This window comes from Leptolyngbya sp. Heron Island J (assembly GCF_000482245.1).
Classification (GTDB): Bacteria; Cyanobacteriota; Cyanobacteriia; order Phormidesmidales; family Phormidesmidaceae; genus Leptothoe.
In genome coordinates this window covers 132,391-155,366 of the sequence record NZ_AWNH01000071.1, presented here as the reverse complement: position 1 = coordinate 155,366, position 22,976 = coordinate 132,391, and the positions used below count along the sequence as shown (strand labels likewise).

Below are 22,976 nucleotides of genomic sequence, written 5' to 3'. Positions count from 1 at the left end.
AAACAAGTTTCTAGCAACACTAAGCTGCTGAAGCGGTAATCAACGCTAGCTCCAGCTGATCATCAGGGAGGGCGTCGATTTCAGCCCGAATATTAGGCCCAAAAAAGGTTTCAATCTTGGCATGTTTTTCCTGCCAGGTTTCCAACGGCATATAGGGCGAGTCAAACTCTAAAACTAGCGCATAGGCACCATCCCTCAGCTCTTCTCGTAGGCCACTGAGAATAGGGCGCTGCTTGTCGTTCGGACTCAGCCCCAAACGCTCTAGTGCCAGGTCCAGATGAGCTTCTTGACCATAGCGATAGCGGGTCACATCCTTACGTACCTGGTTTTGGGTTTGGGTCGCCGTTTTGTCCCGGAGCTCAATGACAGTATCGCTCGAAGGCTGGGTGTAGGGAACAGGCTCTAGTTCAGCAGCTCGCAGCGCGGCTCCCCCCAATAAAATTGGAATTCCATAGAAAAATCCTGCCAGGTTTAAGGTGGCCATATCTCTGAAATAGGCCACAAAACCAATAATAGTCAGAATAGAACCGACGGATAGTAGGACACCACCAAGGGGAATTTTGCGTAGCATATGCAGACGTTAAATCAAAAAGGAGGGTGAGTTTAAACAGCGAGTGGTGAATAGTGAAGATGCAGTACGTAAAAACGTACATACTTATGGGATGGGAGGTGTTTAGGATGACGTGGTTAGCTCAGTGAATCTCAGGTATAGCAGCTAGAGGACTGGTTAGAGCAGTTTAGAGTTCTGGAAATAGGCTACTTTAAGCATTTTTCTCGTTTTTTCAGCCTCATTCTGCTGTCCTTTGCTACATATCGACGCTAATTAGCTCAAACTAAGCACTGCCTCTAATCTCATAGTAAAGGGATTTGACCGTAAACTCTGGATTTACGGATATTTCCATCAGTTTGTGGGAACCCAGCACACCCGTAGCATTAATCACCCAAAGTTGCTTATTCTGGAGTCTGTAGACGGTGAGAGCAAATAACACTATGCCTTTAGAGACACTTAAAGCTCAAATTGAACAAATCAGGGAAAAGCGAAATTCTTTAGTACAACTGCTAGAGCAACCTAACCTGGGCACATTACGCATTGATGTCAATCAGGCCTTAGAAGAAATGGATGATTTGTTAGAGGAATTTGAGCGCGTCTTTAAGGAAAAATCTCAAGGCTAAGTTGCGCCTTACCGATAGGTCAGGCTAGAACGCCGAATTAGACAACCGGAATCGGTTTTCCCTGCAGCTAATCATTCAATACCGTTTTTATTTTTTTGTTTAATCATCAGTCAAATGGCTACATATTCTGTCGAAATTAAACACCAAGGTACTGTTCACACCATCACCGTAGATGAACAGGAAACAATCTTAGCGGCAGCCCAGGCAACTGGGTTGGATCTGCCCACCTCCTGTAGTGCGGGAGTCTGTACCACCTGCGCTGCGTTGATCACCGAGGGTAGTGTCTCCCAGGAAGACGGCATGGGCGTTAGCCAGGAGCTTCAAGACAAGGGCTATGCTCTGCTTTGTGTGGCTTATCCCACGTCTGATATCAAGTTGGAAACTGAAAAAGAAGACGAAGTTTATCAAGCGCAATTCGGTCAGTTTCAAAATTAGGGCTACGCAGACATGTCAACGGTGGGCGCTGCCCACCCCACAATCGCATGACGGGATTGCACAATAACGCATTAGATCGCAGCACATCGCTGACAACAGAATTTGTCTTGATGACCATTGAGCTGCAGGCAGATGGTATTGCTCTACGAAACCACATAGAAACACAGCTGCGTTTCTATGGTGAGCCGCTGCGATGGGCAATCACCTCAGTGGATGGCACCATGGCCCAAGTGGAAGCTGTGGTAACAGTAGGTGACCTGACTCAGCTATGAGTGGATTTCAAAATACCCGTCCGCATACCACCATGATGATTGTCCCAACGGGAGTAGGGGCAGCTATTGGGGGCTATGCGGGAGATGCCTTACCGGTTGCTCGGGCGATCGCAGCCGTCACCGACCGTTTGATCACCCATCCAAATGTACTCAATGGGGCCCAGCTCTATTGGCCTCTCCCGAATGCCTACTACGTCGAAGGCTATGGCCTTGATCAGTTTGCTGCCGGTCACTGGCAGCTGCAGCCAGTTCACCAAAACACCATTGGTCTCGTGCTCGATCAGGCCATTGAAGACGAGCTGCGCTGGCGACATCTACAAGCAGCCGATGCGGCCCGAGCCACACTAGGTCTAACTATCCATGGCTATGTCACAACAGATGCTCCCTTGGGAGTCCGGCTTAAACAAGCCCAAGCAGCCACCTGGGGTACATTAGAACGCCCTGATAGTCTGCTGCGGGCGGTGGCGAAGTTGCTGCAGGCAGGATGCACTGCCATTGCCGTCATTGCTCGCTTTCCAGATGACCTGGGAAGTGCTGCTCTGACTGACTATCGCCAGGGCACAGGAGTCGATCCCCTAGCCGGAGCTGAAGCGGTGATCAGCCATCTAGTCGTGCGGGAATTTCAAGTGCCGTGCGCCCATGCTCCAGCCCTGCAGCCGCTGCCCCTCGATCCAACAATTTCGCCTCGGTCTGCCGCTGAGGAAATTGGCTATACATTTTTGCCCTGTGTCCTGGCAGGGTTGAGTAAAGCTCCTCAGTTTAGCGCCACGGCCACTACCCATAGCATCAGCGCCAGTGATGTTGATGCGCTAATTATGCCAGCCAGTACCCTGGGTGGCAGTGCCGTCCTTAGTTTGAGTGGGACTAAAACTCAAATTATTGCGGTGCAGGATAATACTACGGCTCTGGCCGTTGATGCGATGGCCCTAAATTTGCCCGTCGTAACAGTGCAGTCATATTTGGAGGCTGTTGGTGCGATCGCAAGCCAGCGAGCAGGCATTGCCCTAACGGCATTAAACCCTCAAATCTCTCATCTACAGCCGCTGTCTCAACCAAGACAGCACCTGGAAACTACCAAACAGTATTAGCCCAATAAAGGTAACACCGCCTAAAAGAAATGCCCCATAGGCATAGGTGCAAATTGCACCAGTACGCATGCCATCATCACAGTCAAAAGACACCATAAAACCATAGATGTGGCTTGCTGCCGCTGCACAACTCACACTCAACCAAATGAGTATGTACAGTGCTTGTTTCCAGATGCGGTTGACCATAGTCGCTAATTTGGTTGAGCAAGCCAGTGAGCGCGATCCCAGCCCCTCAAGGACCACATCCTTATCTATTAGATTTCCATAAAGTTTATTTCAACATTCCTAAGATACATAAGGAAATGCCCTAATCTGCAGGCTTGCTTGTCTATGCTAGAAGACTAGCTTTAGTCTACCTCCCATATTCCTATGTCTACCTTGCGCACTCCGCCTCAGCAAACATCTCAAACGGCGTGCCATATTCAACAAGATGAAGTCCTGGAACTCAATGTCCCTGAACAGGCTTGGCAAGTGCGCTCAGGTACCATTGCCCTGTGTCGAGTTGTTGATGGCATCCGTCACTGTTTCTTTACTGCCCATGCGGGCGAAGTTATTTTTGGCGTCGCCTCCCAGGAGAACGGACTGGTTGCGATCGCCATTGAACCCACCGTAATTACAGCTATACAGTAACCGCCTGTAACACCCCTGCCATCTCATCATCCGTCTTCCAGGCTTGACCATCTAGAGCCATTTGCTCAATTAGACTAGCCAGACGCAGAGCTTTCAGCGCCTGCTCACCGCCGACAGAAGGTTTGCCACCACCTCGTGCACAGTTCACAAAGTGCTCTAGCTCAGCATGAAGTGGCTCAATATTGCTAGTGTAGACCTTTTCAATCAATCCATCCTGTCGATATAGCACCTGACCATAGTCGGTCATGGTGTTAGCTGTCGTCTGACGATGAATCAAAATTTCATTATTGAGAAAATCAGCCTCCGTCAGCGAATTACGACAGTGGGCAGCAATACTACGAATCTTACGATGAGTGACCTTGCTGGCAGTCAGCGTAGCCACAATACCATTGGCAAAGCCCAGCGTTGCTGTCACATAGTCCAAATAGGGGGAATCCCCAGCCCGACTACCGCTAGCAGTCAGCTTAACTACCGGAGCTTCTGCCAGTTCCAGCAGAAGATCAATGTCGTGGATCATCAGATCCAATACCACCGACACATCATTCGCCCGCTGAGAATAAGGGCTCATACGCCTGGCTTCAAGGGCCAACAACTTCTCTGTTTTGAGCACCTTATGTAATTCTTGAAAAGCCGGGTTAAAGCGCTCAATATGGCCGACCTGTAAAATACAATTTGCCTCTGCAGCCGCATTAACCAGCGATTCTGCCTCAGTGATACTGGCAGCAATCGGTTTTTCGATCAGCATGTGTACGCCTGCCTGCAAGCAGGCCATCCCCACCTGGTGATGAAACCGAGTGGGCACTGCGATACAAACAGCATCCACGTGCTTTAGCAGCTCGTCGTAGTCTTCAAAAAACCGGACACCGTACTTACCTGCTGTCGCTAAGCCACGTTCAACATTAGTATCAGCTATACCGACGAGCTGGACTTCTTTGATCCGACTGAGTACACGAGTATGATGTTGACCCATGTTGCCAACACCAATCACACCGATTCGGATCAAATCTTCGTGATGGTCACTTACAAGTTTAGAATCTCGTTGTTGCACGCCAGGGTCCCTCACACCAGAGAGCTCATTGCTCTCAGAATGACTTTACTTTCCTCAAAGTCAACCAGATATTACCACAGCACTCCTTAGTTCTTTAGTTACATGTCGCTGTAATGCTCTACTTATAGCGTTAATTCTGCAAGCTTTTTCTGTCAGCATTGTGACCGTGTTCAACCCTACTAACCATACCGCTGTGTCAATTTCCTGGCTGTCTGCGAGGGATACGACGCCGTAGAGGACCATGGTGGCGAGTAATTTGAATCTGCTCCAGTTTAGGCCCTTTGACAGTCTTGACCGTAAACATCAGATCATCGCTATAGTGCAGCTGCTCACCGGCTTCAGGAATTTTTTGTAGGGCGTGAATGACAAATCCTGCCAGAGTCTGATAATCCTCAGTAGTGGGGAGCGACAGGGCAAACTGCTTGTTGACGATGTCTATTTCCATCTGGGCAGGTAGCAGCACTGATTGGTCGTCTAAGTAGACGATGTCCCCCGGTGCAATGCCATCCTCATCACCAATGAGTTCCGCCGTTACATCCGCCCAAGTCACCAACCCAGCCGTGCCACCATAGTCATCGACCACAATCATCATGGAATGGTTTAACTGCTGCATCCGACTCAGCAAATCACTCAGCGGTAAGTCCGTCGGCACGACTCGAGCCGCCTTCATCCATGTACTGACTGGGGTGGTAAACGTCAGCTGACCTTGGGCCATGGGCTGAGCCATCGATTTAAAGTCGAGAATGCCACTGATGTTATCCAGAGAGTCGCCAATCAACGGGAACTGAGAATAGCCCGTCTCGACTACGATGTTGAGCAGGTCTTGCCAGGTAGCAGTGTCGTCTAAGGCCACAATTTGCGTCCGTGGAACCATAATGTCTTCCACGGTGAAATCTCTTGTCTCAAAGACATTATTGAGAATTTCTCGTTCTTCTTGATCAAGATCGAGCACCGCTGTTGGTGTACTAATAATCATCTGCAGCTCGTCTGACGTGAGCTGGCCATCTGCTTGACGTTGCTCTTGTAAACCTACAAGTTTGAGCAATCCTTGGGTGGAACAATTCAAAACCCATACAACTGGCGAAAATAGGCGGGCTACGGTGAGACTAACAGGCCCCAATAGCCGAGATGTTTGCTCTGAGTAACTTAGAGCCAGGGATTTTGGTACCAGTTCTCCTAGGACAATTTGCAGATAGGCTAAACTCCAAAAAGCGATCATTAGCGCTATGCCGTGAGAAACAACGCTGGTAGGAATGGGCAGCTGACGTAACCAACCGTGCAGCAGTAACGCCAGGGTATCTTCCCCAATCCAGCCCAAGGCCAGGCTAGCTAATGTGATGCCAATTTGAGTCGTAGGCAGCAGCCGGTCAATGCTGCGTTGCAGACTTTGCACAGTTTGCGCCTGAATATCACCAACAGAGGCAAGCTGATTAATCCGAGAACGTCTGACCGATACAATCGAGAACTCTGCTGCTACAAAGAAAGCGTTGAGGATAATCAACGCGCCAATCGTCAACAGACGAACCATGACACCTGCTGCACTGATAGGTAACTCACTATCACTGACTAAATCCTGCACAGCCATTGCCAGACCCCTGAGGGGTTAGGTTTATGTACTTGGTGCATTATTCGACTACTCAGCAGTATCCAAACCACCTTCAATGCGGGCTTTGACGTTTTTGAGGACATCGTCCTCTTTGAGTAAGACAAAGTCGCTTGTTTGGGTGGTACCTCGGCTAGCCGTGGATGCGCTAGCGGGCCGAGTTTCTGGTTGACGAATACCGGTGAGAGCCTGCCTACCTAATGAATATCCCCAAGAGGCGCTAACAATCCCGGAGCCAAACATGGCCGCAAGCAGTATCAGTGTAAACGCAATTGCTGGATTAACTCTCATAGGGTCAGGGTGTCACTCTACCAGGATGAGCGGGCAAAGACTTACCACAACTATCAATAGAAGCAGTGTACCTTTAGAAAGGTAAGGCTAACTTAAATATATCAAAAACTATTACGTCTCTACTTTGAGTAGTTGACTGTGATATAAAGGGCCTAATACAGGTGCTCACACCCAGGGTTGGCCGAGCGGATTAGGCAGCGAACTCATAATTCGCCTCAGGCAGGTTCGATTCCTGCACCCTGGATTCCTTAAGTCCCCGGAGCCTTTGAGGCTCCGGGGACTTAATACTAACGTCTTGGCAACGGCTCAAAATTGAGTTCAGTGCCCACTGCTCGCCCAGCTGATTGTGCCCCAGGCATCATTTGCAACGATGTATTGTAGGGATTGGTTAAATCAGGGACTCGAATCGCGGGAGTATTACGAGTCTGCAGAAACATTAACTCGTTGTAGGCTTCGAGCAGACCATCGCTATTGCGGTCCAACTCTAGCTCAGGGTAGGGACTACCGCCGGGGAGACCTATACCAAAAAAGTGGGCTAACTGACGAAAATTGCTGCGGTCCGTGGAGTAAGTGCCGCTGTGGCGAGTAGCAATATCGTCTAATGTTTCGAGTACCGTGGGCTCGGTAAACGTCGCGTTTTGAGCATGAGCACGGGTCGCTAAGGCAGAGAGGGTTGCGATCGCAACCGCTGTGCCGAGTACTAGTCCCTTAAGTTTCATGACGGATTTCTACCTCACATTTTGGGGCATATAGTACCCCGGTCCATAAAAATCGATAAACTAGCTAAGCGTTATCCAGCAGTCAATAATAAAGCTGCCAAAAATTAAAAGCCGAGCTACTAACAAAAGTTGGCCTCTATCTTATCTGTTTTACTAACTTTTGCAACGTCTCTCAGCTACATAATTCAAGCCAATGGCTAACGCCTCTTCCAAAGTGCCCACCGATTCATTCATATTGACCACTATGGTTGCCACGCCCCCTATCTCAACTGACTTGACCTCCGTTAAACAACAGCTCCTCGATTTAATCTGCACCGACGCCTATAAAGAAGGCGATTTCGTCCTGTCATCGGGACAGCGCAGCAACTATTACATCAACGGCAAGCTAGTCACGCTTCACCCCCAGGGTGGTCAGATGGTAGGACGGGTAATGCTTGACTATTTAGACAACAGCGTTGTTGGCGTAGGTGGCCTGACATTAGGTGCTGATCCAATTGTTACGGCAGTCAGTGTTGTGGCTGCTTACGAAGGTAGATCGGTCACGCCTTTAATTGTTCGCAAAGAAGCAAAAGGCCATGGAACTCGTGCTTATATCGAGGGTCCCAGCTTGCCGGACCAAAGCAATGTAGTGATTTTGGAAGATGTTGTTACTACTGGACAGTCTGCCATGACAGCCATCATTCGCTTACGGGAGGCTGGCTATGCCGTAAATCAGGTTATTTCCTTAGTTGACCGGCAACAAGGAGGAGCTGAACACTATGCCCATGAGAATATTGACTTTAAGGCAGTCTATACCATCAGCGCGATCCAAGCTCGTTGGCAAGAACTCCAAACTCTCTCTTCTTAATCATCTCTGTTCATTTTTACGTCAGGCAACAGTCTTTCAAATGCGCTGAAAAGCACCCAAATGGGTACTGGCGATTCGAGTTGCAGATCCTACAGTTGAAATACGCACTTCTGTTACGAGGTTGCCAATTCTTTTTGTAGGGAGATTCTTATGTCAGATCGTCGCCAAGAGTCCTACGCTGTTCGCTTAGAAGCAGCGGAGCTAGCTAGAAGCCGGGAGTATCCCACCCATGAAGCCAATGGGGATGAGCAACGCTATGCTGGCGACCAGTACTTTATGTCATTCACCAAAGGCTTACCCCACAACCCAAATACAGGTTTGCTGCAAGATCCTCAAGATTTTGTAGAATTTCGTCGGGCCATTGATGATGGGTTTATCGATCCCTTTACGGATCGAGTGCGTCACGGGGCCAAGTTCAAGGTAGATGGCGGCACCGGTGCAGTTGCACCCGAAACCGATCCGAACATTATCGGGAGCTTAAGACAGTGGGAAGCGCCGACAGCTGGTGTAGTCTATGAATTGCAAGGGCCCGATGCACAGGCCGTCACTATGCCTCCGGCACCGCCGTTACTAGATGCCACTGGCCAGGTTAATCCGGAGCTGGTGTTGGAAATGGCTGAGGTTTATGAGCTGGCTATTTTAAGGGATCAACCGCTGAATGCCTTCGAGAATGGTCAGTCTACTGGAGAAATTGATAGTGCGATCGCACGTCTGAACTCCCTGAGCTACGTCAGTAATCAAACCGGTCGACCTCGGAAGGTCGATGCCACAGGGGAATTTGACCCTCAGACAGTTTTTCGCGGTTCTTCTCCTGGCGTTGAAGTCGGGCCATACCTTTCTCAGTTTTTGCTAATTGGCAATACAGACGTCAATGGCGGCGGTAGCATCGCAGACGGTCAAATCACCTATGGTGTACTACACATTGACCAGAAAGTGCCCATCGCCGAACCTTGTCGAAACTACATGGTGACTATGCCCGAGTACGTAAACGTACAGCGTGGCATCAGACCCTCCAGAGAAACTTATGGTGCCAAGAAAGAAGAACCGGTTTCAGCACCGGATCGCGCCCCCCGTCGGTTCATCTCCACCCCCCGCGATCTGGCCACCTATGTTCACTATGACGCTCTCTATGAGGCATATCTAAACGCCTGTATCATCCTGTTGGGAATGGGCACTCCCTTTGACCCAGGATTTGACCAACTGTCCGGCGGAACTACATTTGTTGGTAATCAGAAAACTCGTCGTAATGCCGGTGGGTTTGCACTCTATGGTGGACCACACATTCTCAATCTGGTTACCGAAGTAGCTACCCGAGGACTCAAAGCAGTTCGTTTTCAGAAGTTCAACAACCACATTCGCCTGCGTCCTGAAGCCCTGGCGGCCAAGCTTGAGCTACTGCGATGCGGTGCTCATGTGCCTGCCCGACTGGCCTCTGATATCGGTGCCCTCAAAGCAGCATTAGCCAGTACTCTGAGTGCAATCGAAATTGGCCCCGGTAAAGGCACCCACTTCCTGCCAATGGCATTCCCTGAAGGTTCCCCCATGCACCCAGCCTACGGTGCAGGCCATGCTACAGTGGCAGGTGCCTGTGTGACCATTCTCAAGGCATTCTTTGATACCAGCACCGTACTCGCGAAGACTCAAGAGGGGACAGTCGCGTTCAAGCGGGTAGAAGATGGTGATACTCCTGTTGTCTTCCGTGCTCCCACACTGTCCCATCCATCGACGGGTGAAGGGGCTCCTGAAGGTGCCTTAGTTGAATCTACTTGTGGTGATTTTCTCACCTTAGAAGGTGAATTAAACAAGCTAGCAGCCAATATCTCCATCGGCCGTGATATGGCAGGTGTCCATTACTTTAGTGACTACTATGACAGTCTCCGCATGGGTGAAGAGATTGCCCTGGGCATTCTTGAAGAGCAGGCATTAACCTACTCCACCGATCCGTTTGTACTCTCTGTACCCACGTTTGATGGCGATGTTGTGAGGATTGGTAACCGATGACTCGTTTACCCCGTCAGCCATTGAGGGTAAAGCCGCCCCTGCGGGGGCGGGCAGCCACTAAAAACTATCGTGGAGAGTTTGCTCCCATTGCCTCTGTGCGATATCCCCAGAGGCCCTATGGGTCTCCTCTCTATCAGTCAGCTCCCTCTTCTTGCCCAGAACCGCCTGCTCTCTCTCCTCCAGTAACGCCACCTTGCCCTCCACCCAAGAGAAAAAACCGCTATGCCGACTTGTTGAGGGTTTATCGGTACCTGATCAGCCTGATTCAAACCTTGAAGCAGTCTTGGCCATGGCTAATCGTGCTCGCCCTGATTGTCGGTAGTTTATTGCTGTTAAATCAACTGCTGTAGTCTTAACCACTGTTTCTTGCAGTATCTAGCATCCTCAGGTGTCCAGTGTTCCACGGAGGCTACACTCAACAACGAAGCGTATAAAAGCCACACGTTCGACCACAATGGGTCTGTTGAACGTGTGGCTGATGATATTGAAACGGTTTGGCACTAGATAGACAGGTCTATACCTTAACAGGAGTCTCCTGAGCTAGAAACTTTTCCAATTCCGTGAGCTTATCAGCATCCACCTTGGTCTGCATCGGACAGAACTTAGGCCCACACATCGAGCAAAACTCGGCTGTTTTATAAATATCAGCCGGCAAGGTTTCGTCATGATACTCACGGGCTCGCTCAGGATCTAGGGATAGATCAAACTGTTTATTCCAGTCAAAGTTGTAGCGAGCATGGGAGAGTTCATCATCGCGATCGCGGGCCCCCGAACGATGACGGGCAATATCAGCCGCATGGGCCGCAATCTTATAGGCAATCAGACCACTGCGCACATCTTCCGCATTGGGTAGTCCTAGATGTTCCTTGGGAGTCACATAGCAAAGCATAGACGTCCCATACCAGCCAGCCATGGCCGCTCCAATCGCAGAAGTAATGTGATCATAGCCGGGAGCGATATCAGTTACTAATGGCCCCAGCACATAGAAGGGCGCTTCTGAACACTCCTCCATTTGCTTACGTACATTGAACTCAATTTGATCCATCGGCACATGGCCAGGGCCTTCCACCATCACTTGGACATCATGCTCCCAGGCTCGGCGAGTCAGTTGCCCCAGAGTTTTCAACTCAGACAGCTGCGCTTCGTCAGAGGCGTCATGAAGACAACCTGGACGCAGAGAATCCCCTAGACTAAAGGAAACATCATACTGCTTGAAAATTTCGATGATGTCGTCAAATCGGCTGTAAAGGGGATTTTGCTTGTGGTGATGCAACATCCATTGAGCAATGATACCGCCACCCCGAGACACAATACCGGTAATACGATTTTTGACCAACGGCAAATATTCAATCAGCAGACCGGCATGGATGGTCATATAGTCCACCCCTTGCTGGGCATGCTTTTCAATAATGTGAAGAAAATCATCTTCAGATAGATTTTCAATGCTGCCATGGACACTTTCCAGAGCTTGATAGATGGGAACAGTGCCAATGGGGACTGGGGAGGCATTGATAATAGCCGTGCGAATTTTGTCTAAATTCCCTCCTCCCGTAGAGAGATCCATGACCGTATCAGCCCCATATTTAACAGCGAGATTGAGTTTTTCCAGTTCCTCGCTGATGTCAGAAGAATTGGGCGAGGCTCCAATGTTGGCATTGACTTTACACTGACTGGCAATGCCAATGGCCATGGGCTCTAAATTGGGATGGTTAATATTAGCGGGAATAATCATCCGTCCCCGAGCCACTTCGTCTTTAACCAGGTCTGCGGCTAGGTTCTCTCGCTTGGCAACATACGCCATTTCCTCGGTGATAATGCCCTGACGCGCATAGTGCATCTGGGTAACATTTGCTTGTCCGCGGCGGGAAGTAATCCAATTCGTTCTCATATCCAAAAGTAATGAAGTGGGCAAGTTAACAAAAACGTGACAATTTACTCAGGCAACCTTAGGCAGGCAGGCTCTCGTCCGTGGAGCTTGAATACGCCTGAGTCTTTAACTCGTCGTAGTTAAAGACTTGAGCCGTGCCTTGTTGTTTAGCCAATGTGGTCCAAACCAGGGTGACTACTGTTGAAGTGATCAGTGCTGCAGTAAAACTGTGCAGTAAGTCGGCACTGCCTGGCACTGCTGAAAACAAGGGTGCAAAATCTGGCTTCTGGAAAAACAACAATCCCACCACCATACCAACTACAGAACTAACAAAGGCGTTAACACCGGTTAGGTGACGGCTATAAAGTCCATAAAGCATAGGAAAGAGTACGGCTGCGCAGATCAAATCGGCCACAAAAAACAGATAGAGGACACTGTAACCTTGAGCTGCAATTGCGATCGCAGGCACCCCGACCAATACCGTCAAAATCCGTGACACTCGCAGCACATTATTAGCAGACGGATCGGGCAACACTCGTATGAGATCCAGCGTAAACACACTGGCAATCCCGTTGAGCATGGTGTCAAGACTACTCATCACCAGAGCTAAGGCCAGCACAATCACACTCACTACAACCCAGCCAGGCATAGCCAGTTGATTCAACAACCCAAACAAAGCTGTCTCACCAATAATGTCAGGCTGCACCTCAGCCAAAGGCACAGCTAACACTCCCAGCAAACCAGCAATAAAGATCAGTGGCAGAATAATTACTGCCGAGCCCAAAAATGCCCGACGGACCGTTTGACTATCACGACAGGCGTAGACCCGCTGCCAGTTACCCTGGTTAAACACTTCTGCGGCCACAATGGCAATCATCAGTGTGGCCCCAAATCGAATACCGCTAATATTGCCCAGGGACAACAGCTCAGGTTGTTGAGCAACAACAGCGCCAAAGGCATCACTCCCCCCCAGGGCAACCACAATCACCCCTGCACAGATCAACAATAAAGGCACAATCACAACAAACTGCACCACGTCAGTCAAAATTGTGGTGCCCAAGCCACCGACTGTGGTGTAAATAAACACCGCTGTAATCACCACCAAAGCTGTTACCCCCAATGGCACATCGGCCACTAGTTGAAGCGCCTTAGCAATAGCCGTCAGCTCTGCACTTAGGTAAATAAACATGTAGAAGACAATGACCGCCTCGACCAGCCAGTACATGGGGCCACCAAAACGATATTTGACGTACTCATTAAGTGAATGCCCCTGAGGCATCAGGTGACGCAATCGTGGCCCCACCACAAAAAATAAGGCCACGGCTCCTGCCGAGCCGAGACAGTAGCCTAGAATCGCTGAGACTCCACCAAATGCAGACCCAGCCTCCTGGGGGCTAAATAAAATCCAGGCACCTAAAGCTGAAGCTGTTACCGTCGCTAAGGCTGACCACCCACCCACCTGGTTGCGGTTGACCATATAGCCTTCTAAATCAATGTGTTGACGTCCGGCATACAACACACCAAATAAGGTAAATGCCGCTGCTGTTACTAGGGTTACCAGTAACGCAATCGCTCCGATGGACACAGGCCTTCCTCATCTCGTTGGGCAAATCACTAGGAGCGATGAGCACTGTCTGCAAATTACAGACGTTCTCCCCTGACTTTCCCACGGATGCTTTCGGCAGTAACAGTCCACTAAATCGGCTGCTTCCCTACGCTGGCATTACCCAGACTCAGGTTCCGAGGGTATAATCTCAGCCCGTCATGGCGGGCACCCCTAGCTTTGTTGTTGATATTACCACAGGAAGGAGCCGTTAGCAGGCGGGGGCAACACAGCCATACCGAAGAGCGGACGCGAGAGAACATAGCTATCGCTCTGAGTCAGGCAGCACCTGCAGAATTAGCTCAGTTAAGGATTGTGTAACTAGCGCATTGCCACTGGGGCTGAGGTGAATGTGATCGCGATAGAGGCCCACAGGATTAGCAGTATCTTGAAAATGTCTTAAGAAATCCACATAGGGAATGTGTTGTTGTGTAACAAATTCATCAACTCGCTGACGTGCAACAATTTCGTAGTCTCTCGGCCCGTTGAGCACTTCTCGTTTGAGAGGAGTCATCGCTAACAACAAAATGCCATTATGATGATCGACATATTGCTTAATCTCAGCAATCGCGGTGAGATTTTTACCGATGCGATCGCCTTTTTCATTTTGAATCTCTTTGAGTCCTGGAATGGGCGGTTGTTTTCTGAACCGGCCAGCCAGTTCTAAAACAGCTAACAGTGGCTTTTTATCGGGATAGCTGCGATCTTTACCGACCTGCAGTGGATTGGGCTGCACCCCAAATAAATCATCGGTATTGATGACCAACATGACAATTTGTGATTCAAAGGTACCAAACCGTTGTAGATAAGCCAGCTCATTACGAGGCCCCCAAGAATTCGCCGAAGCATTGAGGACATCGACGGCCTGCTGCTGTTCGGACCTGGCCAGGGACTGCTTAAGTAGTGCCGACAAGATTGCAGACTGATCGGTCCACCAATTGCCATTGACAATGGAGTCGCCAATCAGAAACACCCGCAGAGTATTTTCTGGTCGAGTTTTCTCAATCTCATCTGAGCGCATTGAGTACTGGTTGATCGTAATCAGATTCCCCAATCGTCTGACCCGTTGATTAGGTGCCAGCAGATACCCAATATCATCATCCCCTATGTAGAGGGGGGGATTACCAAACCCGAATAATAGCCTCAATGCTAGCTCTATTAAGAGAAATCCGGTTACAGAAAGAAGCAATCCTAAAATAACAACTTTCACGGATAGCCCCCAGCGAGAAAGAATATATCAATAGTCAACGTTAAACCTTACGCTACCATGCCCCGTATGAACACGCTGCCAAGTTTATGTATAGATCGACTGGCTCCCAGCATTCCTAGAGTTGGCTTAATTCAATCACATGACCGTCTGGATCTTGGATGAAGATGGCGGCCCGCCCCGATGAACTCGCTTGCATGGGTACGTTAGCGACTGTCAGTTTTTGTTTGGCGGCTTCTAGATCTGCGATCGCAAAGGCTAAATGAGTCAGACGCCCCCATTTTTCATCGGACTCTGGCTGAGCATAATCACGCTCAGCTACAATTAGGTGAATTTGGAACGAGCCCAGCTGATACCAGGCCCCTGCAAACTTCAAGGTCCGATCGACCTTGGTCAGTCCGAGGATTTCTCCATAAAAATGCTCTGCTGCCGTCAAATTGGAAACATTGATAGCAGTGTGAAGTACTGACTGTAACATCCCTTATTTTTTTGACTCAGCTATCTTATTGTATCGGGCCTGGGTTCAACCAACCTTAGTAATTCAGGTATATTGCATCTATATCAAACACATGCGTTCAGGGATATTACATCGCCAGTCAGAGACTTGCTGTTCGGCGTTAAACTCTGGTCCACCTGGGTTTACTAATAGCATCAGTCAAACACAGTCTGATGTGATATCCATGGATATCGCTCATCCATAAACATTGCTTACTGTGGATTCCTGCAAATCTAAATGAATACAGTCAGTCCCTTGAATGCAGCACACGTTTTGACTAGGCAAAAGCCTCGTCTTTTAGTAGTCGATGATGAGCCAGACAATCTAGACTTGCTTTACCGCACGTTTCGTCGCGAATATCAGGTGCTCAGAGCTGAAAGCGGACGCAAAGCCCTAGAAGTGTTAGAAGACGATGGCGAGGTTGCCGTTATCATCTCCGATCAGCGTATGCCTGATATGAGTGGGACCGAATTTCTGAGTAAGACAGTACCTGACTTTCCGGACACGGTTCGGATCATTCTGACAGGATTTACCGACGTAACGGATTTGGTACAAGCCATTAATAATGGTCAAGTCCATCGCTACATTACAAAACCCTGGGAACCCACCCAGCTCAAGCAGTTGGTACAAAAAGCCGCAGACACCTATGAACTGCTCAAGGAAAGCCATCATGCCCTTTATGTAGCTGACCGACAATCTCAACTCATGAGTCGAGTAGCTCAGCTATCACAAATGGATTTATCCGAAAGCGAGGCGCTGCAACTTATTGCTGACGGATGGGGCCAAACGCTATCGGCCCAGCTATGTGTGATTCAGTGCGTGGAAAATGGACCCACTGCAATCTTTGGTAATCTGGGCGGTCAGAGCCTCACCATAAACCCTCTTGTGCAGGCCGTACTCGCCACCCGTACCCTGCAGACGCTACCCGATGTTAGCGCCAGTAATGTCAGCGATCCTCTTTATCAAACAACCGCAACAAAGGCCCACTTAGTGGCTCCCATCGTTTTTCAAGATCGGCTCTTAGCTATCGTTTCCTTACACTGGTCCCATAGCTATCGCACTTTAGCTGACGTCAGCGATATTCTCACAATTGCCATCAATCAGATGGCCCAGGCTCTGATTGCAGTCCGCTGTCGATAGGCCCTGGCAGCAGTATGATAGGAGGCGGGCTCAGTTGCCATATGTAACGGTGGCTGAGTAAACGTGTCCGTAGGAAAATACTGATGGCTCAGGCTATCCCCGACGCCAACTATATTCGTGATTTATTTGACCGGATTGCCCCGGTCTATGATGACTTCAACCAAGCGCTGAGCTTTGGTCTGCATAAGGTTTGGAAACAAATGGCTGTGGATTGGAGTGGGGCCCAGCCTGGGATGAATGTGCTAGACGTGTGTTGCGGCAGTGGGGATTTGGCGTTGCTGTTAGCCCGTCAGGTAGGTCCTCAAGGCCAGGTAACAGGAGCAGACTTTGCTGTAGAGCAGCTGGCGATCGCCAGCCAGCGGGCTGCAGCGAAAGGCTACACCAACTGCACTAACTGGATTGAGGCCGATGCCCTCAGTTTGCCCTTTGATGCAGAGCAGTTTGATGCCCTAACCATGGGCTACGGGTTACGTAATCTGATTGATATCTCTCAAGGCCTTAAAGAACTGCAGCGAGTCTTAAAGCCCGGTGCTAGAGCCGCTATCTTGGACTTTCACCAACCCAGCTCCGCTTTAGCACAACAGTTTCAACAATGGTACCTCAACACCATTGTCGTCCCTACAGCCAAGCGCTGCGGTCTCACCGAGGAATATGCTTACATCGGCCCCAGCGTAGAGCGATTCCCCATTGGCAGTGAGCAAATTGCCCTCGCAAAAAAGGTAGGTTTTCGTAAGGCTGTTCATTACCCTCTGCTTGGAGGAATGATGGGTGTCCTTGTGGCACAAAAATGAGCCAGTTTTCTCCGATCGTATTAATCGTGCCACCTATTGCCGGTGGCATTATTGGCTATTTCACCAACGATTTAGCCATCAAAATGCTATTTCGTCCCTATCGCCCTATTTATCTATTTGGGCGGCAGTTGCCGTTTACCCCAGGTCTTATCCCCAGCAATCAAAGTCGCCTGGCCAAACGCATTGCCGACACCATCATGGGCTCGCTCCTGACCCCAGAAGAACTGCAACGACTGGCTAAACGACTGCTTAAAACCGAACGGATGGAGGGAGCTATCCGCTGGCTTTTAAAGCTGGCACTGACTCAAACCCAAACCACTAACCAGGATAAAACAGCCCATATTCTCGGCAATATTCTCCAGGATATGTTGGGCCAATCGTTACCCAAAATGCTGAAGGTGTGGGCGAGAGATGAGAATTTTCTTGCCGATCAAATCGACCAGATTTTTGATCAGATCCTCCTGGAATTTCGCCTGAGTGAAGGCCAGGCCCAACAAATATCCACCTGGGTACGCCAGGGGATTTTACCCCCCGATCGACTGCGACGGTTGATTATTGATTTTCTTACCGATCGCAATATCAAAGTCATTGATGAAACCCTACGGGAAAAGACGAGTGGCACCTACTGGGTAGTGGCCAACATTTTCGGCGTCCGCAATGCCCTCACCCGCCTGCGTACTTATTGTCTGGATGAGCCTTCCAAATGCAACAATCGGATTGCCGAACTTATTACTGAACTTCGGGTGGAGAATCGATTTCAAGAATGGTTACAAAATTTTTCGTTACAAGATTTCCCCATCTCTACGGTTCAACAGCTGCGGATCACCCTGCGCCAAACCATTCGAAAATATCTACAAACTGACGGCGTGCCACTACTGAAGGGACTGAGTGATTCAATCGATTGGCAGGAGGTGGCCCAGCGGCTATTGAAGCGCTTACAGACATCTTCTGTGGTGGTTGAATCTCTAGACACAGCTAGCCAGGAACTCGCCTTAATTTTAGAACGCTATCTAGAAGAAGACTTAGAAACGATTGTTGCTAAGGCAATTCCGATTTTAGATATTGACCAGGTGATTATGGACCGAGTCAATGCCACCTCACCTCGCAATCTAGAGACGGCTATTCAAGGTATTGTTCGCAATGAGCTACAAGCCATTGTTAATCTGGGTGGTATTTTGGGTTTCACCATCGGCCTCATGCAAGCTGGTTTGTTGTTATTTCAGTAGGGACAGCACCCTTGTTACCTGGCACCCCAAAAAACAGGGCACCCACCAGGGGAGCCCTTACGGAGATATCTTGAAATATCGTGATAATACTGTTGAGCAACGACCGCTTAATTAACCAAACCGGCCAGACACATAGTCACGGGTGTACTCTTCGCGAGGGTTACTAAAAATCACCTGAGTTTCGTCATACTCAACTAGATAGCCCATCTTGCCACCTGCCTCAGTTGCCTGAGCATTAAAGAAGGCAGTCTTATCGGAAACGCGGGATGCCTGCTGCATGTTATGGGTCACAATTACAATGGTGTAGCGTGTCTTCAAATCATGCATCAGTTCTTCCACTTTCAGAGTGGAGATGGGGTCCAGGGCAGAACAGGGCTCGTCCATCAGGATGACTTCAGGTTCGATCGCGATCGCACGGGCGATGCACAAACGCTGCTGCTGTCCACCCGACAGACCAAGACCACTTTCCTTAAGCTTATCCTTCACCTCATCCCAAAGAGCTGCCCCTTTCAGAGAACTCTCAACTAGCTCATCCATATCGCCTTGGTAACCATTGATGCGGGCACCAAAAGCAATGTTTTCGTAGATAGACTTGGGAAATGGGTTAGGCTTCTGAAAAACCATTCCCACACGACGACGCAGTTCCACCGGGTCAAGCCGACTGATATTTTCCCCATCAAACAGGATATTCCCATCCACACGAGCACTGGGGATCAGGTCGTTCATCCGATTAAAGCATCGTAGAACCGTACTCTTACCACATCCAGAAGGGCCAATAAAGGCAACAATTTGATTGCGGGGAATATCCAGAAAAACGTCTTTAACGGCTAGATTAGAGCCGTAGTAAACTGAAATCTTTTCAGCCTTCAGAGCGTTATCGGTCATAGTTTTGGGACGTGTATCTTGCATAGTTTAGGTTCCTGCTAGTACCCAGTGTCTAGAAAAATAGCTGCAATAATTACCGTGTTTGTTGGAAACGATTGCGTAAGTAGATAGCGATCGTGTTCATAAGCAACAGCATGATCATCAGCACGATAATCCCGGAGGCTGCAATATGATGAAATTCTTCCTGGGGACGTCCAACCCAGTTATAGATTTGAATCGGCATAGCCGTAAACGGGCTTTGTAAGCTGTCAGGTGTAGAACGAATAAACGCAACCGCACCAATGGCAAGCAAAGGAGCTGTTTCTCCAATGGCTCGAGACAGGGCTAAAATCACACCGGTCAAAATACCAGGAGTAGCACTGGGCAACACATGATTCCAAACAACCTGCCACTTATTAGCACCCAACGCAAAGCCTGCCAGTCGAATGCTGTTTGGCACCGCTCTCAGGGCTTCGCGCGTTGCCACAATAATGACCGGCAAAATCAGCAACGCTAGCGTTAGACCACCTGACAATACGCTACGGCCACCTGTTATGGGCTCAAAAATGCGCACAAAAACAGCTAGACCAAGCAAGCCGTAAATAATAGAGGGTACTCCCGCCAGATTACCAATGTTGATTTCTACAAAACGGGTAAACCAGTTGTCAGAGGCAAATTCCTCCAGGTAAATGGCGGCACCCACACCGATAGGAAACGATACCGCTGCCACAATCATCATGACCCATAACGTGCCAAATAAAGCAGCTTTAATACCGGCCTGTTCAGGTTTCCGGGAGGGAAAGGCGCTGAGGAAATTAAAATTCAGCGTCCCTAAGCCATCTATCAAAATCGTCAACAGCAGCCAGGCCAATACCAAAACCGAAACAATAGTGGCAGTCCAGGCCGCGATCGCAAATACCTTATCCAAGTTATAACGACCCGACAAATCCTGTTTGAAGTTGCCAGGCGTTCCACTCTTACCTTTAATACCTTGAGCCGTCATATCCTTAATATTCCTACTTGCACAATTTCTCTATCACGGACCAAACGACCCACGCTAAGTCTGCGGAAATCTCACAAACATCATTAGTCGTACTTTTGACGAAAACGACGGACAAACCAAAAACTAAAGATATTCAGCGCAAGGGTAATTAAGAACAGTGTCATTCCTACCGCGTACAGAGTCTCATAGGCAATCGTGCCATGGGGTGCATCTCCCTTAGTCACCTGTACGATATACGCCGTCATAGTCATGACAGGCACAAAGGGATTAAAGCCCAAGGTTGGGTTTGAACCTGCGGCCAGTGTCACAATCATGGTCTCACCCACAGCTCGTGACATCGCCAAAATCAACGACGAAACAATTCCAGATAGTGCCGCAGGCAAGACAACAGACCAAACAGTTTCACGTCTCGTTGCTCCCAGAGCATAGGACCCATCACGCAGGGACTGAGGTACAGAATAGATAGCATCCTCACTCAGGGAAGCCACCATGGGCGTAATCATAATTCCCAGAACAACACCTGCACTCAGTGAATTAAACCCCTCTACAGGAGGCAAAAACGATTGCAGGAACGGGGTTACAGTCAACAGAGCGAAATAACCATAAACCACCGTTGGCACCCCTGCTAGAATCTCCAGAACAGGCTTAAGAGTTCTACGAAGCTTAGGACTGGCATATTCACTGAGACAGATAGCGGCCAGCAGCCCCAAGGGTAATGCCACTAAGATAGAAATAAAGGTAATCATCAGCGTGGCGCTGATCAGCACAAAAATCCCAAACTGCTTACTAGCAAACAGAGGCGTCCAGCGTCCAGCGGTTAAGAAGTGAATAACACCTTGAACATAGGAGACATTCTCGCCATCCTTCGACAGCTCCCTTGGGAGATCTCCAAAGAAAGAAAACGTTTCGAAAATAAGCGTTGCAATAATACCAATGGTGGTGAAAATCGAAATCGCAGCAAATGCTCCACAAATGATCTTAACGATCAACTCAATGATTTGAGAACGACTACGGTTCGGACGCCAGGCACCAGGGGCAATATCATCGTTCAGGGGAAGCTCAGCTGTCATGCACAAAGTCCTCAGCGCGGGTTGGGATAGGCCACATCCAAGTGAAGCCACTCTGAACCTTGCACAAGGCTGGTGTGCCCAGGGATTCAGTCGGCTTAAAAACGGCTATCTACAGAGAAGGAAGACCGTTGGATGCAGGAAAAAGTGATCTTAAAATTCTGCAAAAATTTTGAAAAAACGCCCTAATTGACATCACAAGTCTGATATCCAAGACGCTTTTATGAAAGAGAGCTGGGAGAAGCTCAACCCCTCCCAGCTGTAATTCCCAATCAGACGGAGATCCTGATCGGTGGGAAAACGTTACAGGTTAGTAGGATCACTACCTAGCTTAGCTTCGTCAACACGAGCCTTAGCACCCGCCAAAATCTCATCAGGTAATGCTACGTAACCAGCATCACCCACAAGTTCGCCATTCTTATCGCCAAGCATGAAGTCAACATAAGCCTTAACCTGAGGCTTAGTGTCATAGGATTCCTGCTTCACATAGAAGAACAGAGGACGAGACATAGGGTTGTAGGAACCATCAGCAATGGTTTCGGTGGAAGGAGCCACACAGTCACCAGCTTCGTTTTGGATCTCAACCGCTTTCAGAGAGCCAGAGTTCTCTTCAAAGTAAGCGTAACCAAAGTAACCTAGAGCACCCTCATCACTAGTGACACCGTTAACGATAATGTTATCGTCTTCACTAGCAGTGTAATCACCACGGCTTGCACCCTCTTCACCATTGACTTCATCAGTGAAGTAGTCGAACGTACCAGAGTCAGTACCAGGACCATACAGCCCTAGCTCTTGATCGGGAAAAGATGGATCAACCTGATTCCAGTTGGTAATTGTCCCTTCAGAATCAGGAGACCACATAGTATTGAGCTGTTCTACAGTCAGACACTGAGCCCAATCGTTAGCTTGATTGGTCACAATTGTCAGACCGTCAAAGGCAATAGGCACTTCGATAAACGCAATGCCTGCCTCCTCACAAGTGGCAATCTCTTCATCCTTAATCGGACGAGAAGCGTTGGAAATGTCTGTTTCACCGGCGCAGAACTTTTTAAAGCCACCACCAGAGCCAGAAACACCAACAGTTACGTTGACATCAGGGTTAACATTACTGAATTCCTCACTCATGGCTTCTGCAATGGGAAATACAGTACTAGAACCATCAATTAGGACGTCACCAGATATACCACCGGACGCAACTTCAGTACCACCAGCAGCAGGCGCATCAGCGGTATCAGTTGTAGAGCCACCGCCGCAAGCAGCTAGGCTAGTTAATAGAGCAAGCAGAGTCGCTGAGTATGCGTAGCGCATTTTCCGTGCTTTGAATTCCATGATTGCTTTGACTTAAACTCCTCACCAACAATGTCTAAAGACATTCTTGGTGAAAACTACCGAGTCAAGGTAAAGGCCAGGTTAAGAAAATTCTGAAAATGTGTTTAAGCTAACATGCTTCACTCCGTGTTTTTGTGCTTTTAGCAACGTTCTTAATGTATAACGGACTACATTCGAAGTGCCCTGATACCAAGCTAAATTCCAAGCTTGAATGACTTTTAGTGGCTATAGTTTAAGGGGTAAATATCGGTTATGAGTGGGCTACAGCGATAGCCC

The 22,976-nt window shown here is 49.0% G+C and carries 25 protein-coding genes, 1 tRNA gene and 1 riboswitch; of the genes, 12 read left to right on the top strand and 14 right to left on the bottom strand.

Annotation, left to right across the window (positions count from 1 at the left end; all coding sequences use genetic code 11):
* Positions 1–19: 19 nt before the first annotated feature.
* Complete coding sequence (locus N836_RS60020) at positions 20–571, bottom strand: DUF2854 domain-containing protein (protein ID WP_023074456.1); 552 nt, start codon at positions 569–571, stop codon at positions 20–22.
* Positions 572–990: 419 nt separating this feature from the next.
* Between N836_RS60020 and N836_RS60015 the strand changes: the two genes are divergently transcribed.
* From N836_RS60015 to N836_RS60000, 4 genes are all read left to right on the top strand, one after another.
* Positions 991–1,173: a hypothetical protein gene (locus N836_RS60015; RefSeq protein ID WP_023074455.1), complete on the top strand. Its 183-nt coding sequence runs from the start codon at positions 991–993 to the stop codon at positions 1,171–1,173.
* A 114-nt stretch (positions 1,174–1,287) separates the two neighbouring features.
* Positions 1,288–1,608 carry a 2Fe-2S iron-sulfur cluster-binding protein gene (locus N836_RS60010; RefSeq protein ID WP_023074454.1) on the top strand — a complete coding sequence of 107 codons (321 nt, stop codon included), beginning with the start codon at positions 1,288–1,290 and terminating at the stop codon, positions 1,606–1,608.
* 47 nt (positions 1,609–1,655) lie between these two features.
* Positions 1,656–1,880 (top strand): hypothetical protein, encoded by a 225-nt coding sequence (locus tag N836_RS60005; protein WP_023074453.1) that lies wholly within the window; start codon positions 1,656–1,658, stop codon positions 1,878–1,880.
* Positions 1,881–1,912: 32 nt separating this feature from the next.
* A complete protein-coding gene (locus N836_RS60000) occupies positions 1,913–2,968 on the top strand; it encodes a DUF3326 domain-containing protein (protein WP_235071130.1) in 1,056 nt (351 codons plus the stop codon).
* Here N836_RS60000 and N836_RS76015 read toward each other — a convergent pair.
* Positions 2,915–3,154, bottom strand: a complete 240-nt coding sequence (locus tag N836_RS76015; protein ID WP_152532214.1) for a hypothetical protein — start codon at positions 3,152–3,154, stop codon at positions 2,915–2,917. The two genes, N836_RS60000 and N836_RS76015, sit on opposite strands and share 54 nt — an antisense overlap.
* Positions 3,155–3,337: 183 nt before the next feature.
* On the opposite strand from N836_RS76015, the gene N836_RS59995 reads away from it, so the two are divergent.
* Positions 3,338–3,598 carry a hypothetical protein gene (locus tag N836_RS59995; protein ID WP_023074451.1) on the top strand — a complete coding sequence of 87 codons (261 nt, stop codon included), beginning with the start codon at positions 3,338–3,340 and terminating at the stop codon, positions 3,596–3,598.
* Here the strand turns inward: N836_RS59995 and N836_RS59990 are convergent.
* The 3 genes from N836_RS59990 to N836_RS59980 form a co-directional block, all read right to left on the bottom strand.
* On the bottom strand, positions 3,588–4,646 hold the full coding sequence (locus N836_RS59990) for a Gfo/Idh/MocA family protein (protein ID WP_023074450.1): 1,059 nt from the start codon (positions 4,644–4,646) through the stop codon (positions 3,588–3,590). The two genes, N836_RS59995 and N836_RS59990, sit on opposite strands and share 11 nt — an antisense overlap.
* Before the next feature lie 196 nt (positions 4,647–4,842).
* Positions 4,843–6,231: a hemolysin family protein gene (locus N836_RS59985; RefSeq protein WP_023074449.1), complete on the bottom strand. Its 1,389-nt coding sequence runs from the start codon at positions 6,229–6,231 to the stop codon at positions 4,843–4,845.
* 48 nt (positions 6,232–6,279) lie between these two features.
* A complete protein-coding gene (locus N836_RS59980) occupies positions 6,280–6,540 on the bottom strand; it encodes a hypothetical protein (protein ID WP_023074448.1) in 261 nt (86 codons plus the stop codon).
* 171 nt (positions 6,541–6,711) lie between these two features.
* Here N836_RS59980 and N836_RS59975 point away from each other — a divergent pair.
* Positions 6,712–6,784: transfer RNA gene (locus N836_RS59975), tRNA-Ile, on the top strand.
* Positions 6,785–6,827: 43 nt separating this feature from the next.
* On the opposite strand, the gene N836_RS73625 is transcribed toward N836_RS59975, so the two are convergent.
* Complete coding sequence (locus N836_RS73625; RefSeq protein WP_023074447.1) at positions 6,828–7,259, bottom strand: hypothetical protein; 432 nt, start codon at positions 7,257–7,259, stop codon at positions 6,828–6,830.
* A 193-nt stretch (positions 7,260–7,452) separates the two neighbouring features.
* On the opposite strand from N836_RS73625, the gene pyrE reads away from it, so the two are divergent.
* From pyrE to N836_RS59960, 3 genes are all read left to right on the top strand, one after another.
* Positions 7,453–8,106: an orotate phosphoribosyltransferase gene (gene pyrE, locus N836_RS59970; RefSeq protein ID WP_023074446.1), complete on the top strand. Its 654-nt coding sequence runs from the start codon at positions 7,453–7,455 to the stop codon at positions 8,104–8,106.
* Positions 8,107–8,256: 150 nt separating this feature from the next.
* Entirely contained in the window at positions 8,257–10,107 is a 1,851-nt protein-coding gene (locus N836_RS59965) for a vanadium-dependent bromoperoxidase (RefSeq protein WP_023074445.1), read from the top strand.
* Positions 10,104–10,457: a hypothetical protein gene (locus tag N836_RS59960; protein WP_023074444.1), complete on the top strand. Its 354-nt coding sequence runs from the start codon at positions 10,104–10,106 to the stop codon at positions 10,455–10,457. Before N836_RS59965 ends, N836_RS59960 begins: the two co-directional genes overlap by 4 nt.
* Before the next feature lie 164 nt (positions 10,458–10,621).
* On the opposite strand, the gene thiC is transcribed toward N836_RS59960, so the two are convergent.
* From thiC to N836_RS59940, 4 genes are all read right to left on the bottom strand, one after another.
* The gene (gene thiC, locus N836_RS59955) at positions 10,622–11,995 is read right to left on the bottom strand and encodes a phosphomethylpyrimidine synthase (protein ID WP_031293412.1); all 1,374 of its coding nucleotides are present in this window, start codon (positions 11,993–11,995) and stop codon (positions 10,622–10,624) included.
* Between the two features lie 58 nt (positions 11,996–12,053).
* Entirely contained in the window at positions 12,054–13,559 is a 1,506-nt protein-coding gene (locus N836_RS59950; protein WP_023074442.1) for a sodium:solute symporter family transporter, read from the bottom strand.
* 107 nt (positions 13,560–13,666) lie between these two features.
* Positions 13,667–13,763: riboswitch (TPP riboswitch) on the bottom strand.
* A gap of 79 nt (positions 13,764–13,842) precedes the next feature.
* Complete coding sequence (locus tag N836_RS59945) at positions 13,843–14,787, bottom strand: SGNH/GDSL hydrolase family protein (RefSeq protein WP_023074441.1); 945 nt, start codon at positions 14,785–14,787, stop codon at positions 13,843–13,845.
* 115 nt (positions 14,788–14,902) lie between these two features.
* Positions 14,903–15,262 (bottom strand): VOC family protein, encoded by a 360-nt coding sequence (locus tag N836_RS59940; RefSeq protein ID WP_023074440.1) that lies wholly within the window; start codon positions 15,260–15,262, stop codon positions 14,903–14,905.
* 291 nt (positions 15,263–15,553) lie between these two features.
* Between N836_RS59940 and N836_RS59935 the strand changes: the two genes are divergently transcribed.
* The 3 genes from N836_RS59935 (at position 15,554) to N836_RS59925 (ending at position 18,437) form a co-directional block, all read left to right on the top strand.
* Positions 15,554–16,420, top strand: coding sequence for a response regulator (locus N836_RS59935; protein WP_235071129.1), 867 nt, complete (start codon positions 15,554–15,556; stop codon positions 16,418–16,420).
* A gap of 83 nt (positions 16,421–16,503) precedes the next feature.
* Entirely contained in the window at positions 16,504–17,211 is a 708-nt protein-coding gene (ubiE, locus tag N836_RS59930; protein ID WP_023074438.1) for a bifunctional demethylmenaquinone methyltransferase/2-methoxy-6-polyprenyl-1,4-benzoquinol methylase UbiE, read from the top strand.
* On the top strand, positions 17,208–18,437 hold the full coding sequence (locus N836_RS59925; RefSeq protein WP_023074437.1) for a DUF445 domain-containing protein: 1,230 nt from the start codon (positions 17,208–17,210) through the stop codon (positions 18,435–18,437). The genes ubiE and N836_RS59925 overlap by 4 nt, the downstream gene beginning before the upstream one ends.
* 111 nt (positions 18,438–18,548) lie before the next feature.
* Here N836_RS59925 and pstB read toward each other — a convergent pair whose 3' ends face one another.
* The 4 genes from pstB to N836_RS59905 all read right to left on the bottom strand — a co-directional run bounded on the left by pstB (position 18,549) and on the right by N836_RS59905 (position 22,700).
* Positions 18,549–19,346, bottom strand: coding sequence for a phosphate ABC transporter ATP-binding protein PstB (gene pstB, locus N836_RS59920; protein ID WP_023074436.1), 798 nt, complete (start codon positions 19,344–19,346; stop codon positions 18,549–18,551).
* A gap of 49 nt (positions 19,347–19,395) precedes the next feature.
* Positions 19,396–20,304, bottom strand: a complete 909-nt coding sequence (gene pstA / locus N836_RS59915) for a phosphate ABC transporter permease PstA (RefSeq protein WP_023074435.1) — start codon at positions 20,302–20,304, stop codon at positions 19,396–19,398.
* An 83-nt stretch (positions 20,305–20,387) separates the two neighbouring features.
* Positions 20,388–21,374 (bottom strand): phosphate ABC transporter permease subunit PstC, encoded by a 987-nt coding sequence (pstC, locus tag N836_RS59910; protein ID WP_023074434.1) that lies wholly within the window; start codon positions 21,372–21,374, stop codon positions 20,388–20,390.
* Positions 21,375–21,674: 300 nt separating this feature from the next.
* Positions 21,675–22,700 carry a PstS family phosphate ABC transporter substrate-binding protein gene (locus N836_RS59905; RefSeq protein WP_023074433.1) on the bottom strand — a complete coding sequence of 342 codons (1,026 nt, stop codon included), beginning with the start codon at positions 22,698–22,700 and terminating at the stop codon, positions 21,675–21,677.
* Positions 22,701–22,976 lie beyond the last annotated feature (276 nt).

Coding starts and splice junctions, on each gene's coding strand:
- N836_RS59985 (WP_023074449.1), bottom strand. CDS start 6,231: ATGGCTGTGCAGGATTTAGTCAGTGATAGTGAGTTACCTATCAGTGCA.
- N836_RS60020 (WP_023074456.1), bottom strand. CDS start 571: ATGCTACGCAAAATTCCCCTTGGTGGTGTCCTACTATCCGTCGGTTCT.
- N836_RS59925 (WP_023074437.1), top strand. CDS start 17,208: ATGAGCCAGTTTTCTCCGATCGTATTAATCGTGCCACCTATTGCCGGT.
- N836_RS60000 (WP_235071130.1), top strand. CDS start 1,913: ATGATGATTGTCCCAACGGGAGTAGGGGCAGCTATTGGGGGCTATGCG.
- N836_RS73625 (WP_023074447.1), bottom strand. CDS start 7,259: ATGAAACTTAAGGGACTAGTACTCGGCACAGCGGTTGCGATCGCAACC.
- N836_RS59980 (WP_023074448.1), bottom strand. CDS start 6,540: ATGAGAGTTAATCCAGCAATTGCGTTTACACTGATACTGCTTGCGGCC.
- N836_RS59940 (WP_023074440.1), bottom strand. CDS start 15,262: ATGTTACAGTCAGTACTTCACACTGCTATCAATGTTTCCAATTTGACG.
- N836_RS59960 (WP_023074444.1), top strand. CDS start 10,104: ATGACTCGTTTACCCCGTCAGCCATTGAGGGTAAAGCCGCCCCTGCGG.
- N836_RS59995 (WP_023074451.1), top strand. CDS start 3,338: ATGTCTACCTTGCGCACTCCGCCTCAGCAAACATCTCAAACGGCGTGC.
- N836_RS76015 (WP_152532214.1), bottom strand. CDS start 3,154: ATGGTCAACCGCATCTGGAAACAAGCACTGTACATACTCATTTGGTTG.
- N836_RS59965 (WP_023074445.1), top strand. CDS start 8,257: ATGTCAGATCGTCGCCAAGAGTCCTACGCTGTTCGCTTAGAAGCAGCG.
- N836_RS60015 (WP_023074455.1), top strand. CDS start 991: ATGCCTTTAGAGACACTTAAAGCTCAAATTGAACAAATCAGGGAAAAG.
- N836_RS59905 (WP_023074433.1), bottom strand. CDS start 22,700: ATGGAATTCAAAGCACGGAAAATGCGCTACGCATACTCAGCGACTCTG.
- pyrE (WP_023074446.1), top strand. CDS start 7,453: ATGGCTAACGCCTCTTCCAAAGTGCCCACCGATTCATTCATATTGACC.
- pstB (WP_023074436.1), bottom strand. CDS start 19,346: ATGCAAGATACACGTCCCAAAACTATGACCGATAACGCTCTGAAGGCT.
- ubiE (WP_023074438.1), top strand. CDS start 16,504: ATGGCTCAGGCTATCCCCGACGCCAACTATATTCGTGATTTATTTGAC.
- pstC (WP_023074434.1), bottom strand. CDS start 21,374: ATGACAGCTGAGCTTCCCCTGAACGATGATATTGCCCCTGGTGCCTGG.
- pstA (WP_023074435.1), bottom strand. CDS start 20,304: ATGACGGCTCAAGGTATTAAAGGTAAGAGTGGAACGCCTGGCAACTTC.
- N836_RS60005 (WP_023074453.1), top strand. CDS start 1,656: ATGACGGGATTGCACAATAACGCATTAGATCGCAGCACATCGCTGACA.
- thiC (WP_031293412.1), bottom strand. CDS start 11,995: ATGAGAACGAATTGGATTACTTCCCGCCGCGGACAAGCAAATGTTACC.
- N836_RS60010 (WP_023074454.1), top strand. CDS start 1,288: ATGGCTACATATTCTGTCGAAATTAAACACCAAGGTACTGTTCACACC.